A 3,319-nucleotide genomic window follows, 5' to 3' on the forward strand; every position below is an offset into this window, starting at 1 on the left:
ATGATGATCTCCTCCTTGAAATGGAGTCAGATTGTAGCCGGGATTGGCATGGTCACGGGAAGTATGAAAAGTGGCAAGGGTCCCTATAAGGGCCGCGGAACCAGTGCAGCACTGGACAAGGTGAAGCAGACGATTCGGGATGCAAAGGCGAAGAGGGAACAGGCAAGCAAGAGTGGTAAGGGGACGGGTAAGATTACTGGTTCTCTGAATGGCTTAACAGATGCGGAGAAAACAGTTGTAAATGATTTGACTGCCCGTGGCAAAAATGTCGAAATCATTCCTAAAGACCCAAATTCTAAAGTTAAAACACCTGATTTTAAAGTTGATGGAGTTAAAACAGAACTCAAGACCTTAGAGAATCCCAATGTTAATACTGGAATAACAAGGATACAAAAGGGATTGAAGCAAGGAGCAGAAACTGTCATAATTGACGCTAGAAACGCAAGTTTGACTGCAGACCAAGCAAAGCAGATTATTAACCGTGCATCTGGGACATATCCTGACAGAACAATTCCTGGCAAGGTTGAAATTTGGACAAGCGAAGGAACTATCACATATCCTTAAAAGGAGGGGCATCAATGGCAAGATTCCAATGTAAATGTGGTGCAACACTTACAAACACAATTGCACCCAATGACGTTGAGTTAAGGGTTTATACAGATAAAGAATGGGACGACATTTTAAACTTGGGAGATTCAATTGACCCAGTTACAATACCGTTTCCTCGATATGATGTATGGAGATGCAATGATTGTGAAAGAATTTATGTATTTGACGGTGATACAGTAATAAAGACATATATGTTAGAGGATGACAATTAATTTTTCTTTTGTGGGGCTACCCAGTGCTGAATGACTTCATCATTCAACCCATGTAAGACCCGTATGAAGATTTTGTCAGTTTGCTTGTATACAAATAAATGCTAGAAGTTCATAACCTAAATAACGCTATATCGTTACACTCTAGAGGTCGATTATGGTGGTCAGATACCACTATGATTGACCTGTTTTTGTTATTTTCGCTTTCTTGTGTTTTTTCATATTTAATCGTCAACTGTAGATTTCCCGAAAGGCTCCGATCTTGCTCAAGTGGAAGATGAAGATCTCGCCAGTTCAATAGAATTATTTAATCACAGACCACGAAAATGCTTGGGTTAGAGAACAAATCACGAATCTTTCACAGAGGAACTGTTTCACTTGGTTTGACAATCTGTCCATTAATATTGGTACGTTGGAGAAGCCAATTTTGTTGAAATCAGATGAAGCAAAAAAATGGATGTTAGAAAAATGTGAAGTAAGTGGCTAAGAGGAATTGGCTACCAGTGCCGAGTGAAATGGATAGCAATGCTCAATCAGACTTAACCCTTATCAGCCCCATATAAAGTTTTACTAAATATGTTTCTACGCGCATCAAATGTTTTAATTTTATGCTCTAAATAATGCTAATCCGATACATCAAGCAGGTTGATTGTGGTCAGATATCACCATTATCGACCTGTTTTATGTTATTTTTGTTTTTTCACTTTATCAAAATACAAATCGCAACTATTCGAGTAATCTACTACGATAGTTCGGTGAAAGGGATTGAGTCGTATCTTATTGCGGGGTTAAGGCGACTACTAATATTGTTAGGACTTAACTGAAAATATGGGAAGGTCATGTGTTAAAGACTAGCCACCGATCTCCTCATTCCTATAATACAAGTGGCAGCGAAGAGTACATTCAATGATCCAGTAATAACGAAAATGAATAAAGGCGTAACAATTGAATTTAAAAACCTGGATGGAAATATTATTAAACAAGACCCTAACAATATTTAACTGCTATTGAAAGCGCGAAAAATAGTCAAACGCTGGGGAAGCTATTGATGGAAAAGTTGGAGATTTTGCTCAACCAAAAGCAAAGGTTAACTATCTTAAAGAAAAAGGTATAATAGTAGTTAATTCTTTAGAACAATTAGGGTAGATGTTGAAATAATGGGTATTTCTGCATTTGTATTATTTGAAACTGGTAGTAACATTCCGTTAACCAATCTTCTGAAATATACGGAAGATTTTTGTGCGGAGTTAAACTTATTTTATGGAATTAAGTTTCAAAAAAGAAAATGGTGAAAATCAATTAAAACATGTCAGAGCATCTATAAGTGATCTACCATTTGTCGAGAGTTCATCAAGGCAATTATGCATTGATTTTTACGATGAGCCTTATGGATTTCAAAACATTTCCTTTGATTGGTTAGGGAAAGATACAGAATTTTTTGAAGCAATAATAGTAGATGATATTTTTGTGACAATGAAGACCTATTATTTAATATTCTTTTTAGATTTCTGAAAAAATATCCAAATTCGAAAATATGGATGGAAGATGATGGGTTCTATACTTTAAATGACTTCGAAAAGATATCGAATAGACCTTATGATGAAAGTGAAAGTTGGTGTTACAAAAATCCAAAAGAACTATAGTGCACTTAGTAATGCTGAATAGAGTTGTTGACTCAGGGACTGTGGTAGTGGAGGCTGCCCAGTGGCGTTAACTGTAGAATGCGCCTCCCTGATAGGGAGGATGAAATAGCAATAAGTCGCATTTTTTAGGATAGATACTGCCACCGAGAGCCTGTCACAGAAGATTACGCCAAGATGATGATCGCTTACCATAATAAAGGAGTGGTCAAGTTGGCTATTGAGTATTCTCTCAAAACAGAACAAAAAATATCTGGATCCTATTTATTACAAGAACTAAAATCAATGGGGTATAAAAATATTGATGCAATAGGCTTTACAAAAGGAATTAGAATTAATCAATTTGAAGAATCACTTGGTTTGTCTGTTTACTTAACAGAGTCTGGCGAATATCCGTATAACGCCTATGACACTCAGTTTTTGAGCAATGAGTTTCTATATGAAAGTACATTGAGTATTCGCTTTATAAACAATGTATACAATAATGAATTATCTTTTTTTACTAAAGGATTATGTATTTTTGGATAATTCATCGCATGTCTGGGATAATGGTTGTTTTACTGAAATTCTTAAGGGGTCAAGCGTGGATTAATTATTAGGAAATTGCAACTTTAATCTCACTTGCTTATTTAATAGATTGACTAGTGTAATTTTCCATATTTCCAGTTGTGATTCATATTTAGGATTCTATACCCGATAAATAGTGTATGAAGCAATGTATACAATTAGAAACTACATAGGAAGTAGAGGAATCAAAAAAATGAAGAAATTATTATTAGCGGTATTAGCAGGTGCGTTAAGTGTAAGTTTGATTGGATCGGGAACAGAGTCAGCAGCAGCCGCAGGTGCACCCAAACAAGT

General features: G+C 36.0%; 4 protein-coding genes. All 4 read left to right on the top strand.

Translation table 11 applies throughout. From position 1 onward, the window contains the following. The coding region (locus DFQ00_RS28475; protein ID WP_110899754.1) for a CdiA C-terminal domain-containing protein at positions 1–564 on the top strand (564 nt) is incomplete at its 5' end. Positions 565–578: 14 nt separating this feature from the next. Next, a complete protein-coding gene (locus tag DFQ00_RS28480; RefSeq protein ID WP_110899755.1) occupies positions 579–821 on the top strand; it encodes a hypothetical protein in 243 nt (80 codons plus the stop codon). Positions 822–2,078: 1,257 nt separating this feature from the next. Then, entirely contained in the window at positions 2,079–2,330 is a 252-nt protein-coding gene (locus DFQ00_RS28490; protein WP_110899756.1) for a hypothetical protein, read from the top strand. Between the two features lie 341 nt (positions 2,331–2,671). Beyond that, positions 2,672–2,986, top strand: coding sequence for a hypothetical protein (locus tag DFQ00_RS28495; protein ID WP_146236242.1), 315 nt, complete (start codon positions 2,672–2,674; stop codon positions 2,984–2,986). Positions 2,987–3,319: the final 333 nt, after the last annotated feature.

It is taken from the genome of Paenibacillus barcinonensis, assembly GCF_003217495.1.
Classification (GTDB): Bacteria; Bacillota; Bacilli; order Paenibacillales; family Paenibacillaceae; genus Paenibacillus; species Paenibacillus barcinonensis.

Excerpts from the sequence above, each read along its gene's own strand:
- DFQ00_RS28480 (WP_110899755.1), top strand. The coding sequence starts at position 579 with ATGGCAAGATTCCAATGTAAATGTGGTGCAACACTTACAAACACAATT.
- DFQ00_RS28490 (WP_110899756.1), top strand. The coding sequence starts at position 2,079 with ATGGAATTAAGTTTCAAAAAAGAAAATGGTGAAAATCAATTAAAACAT.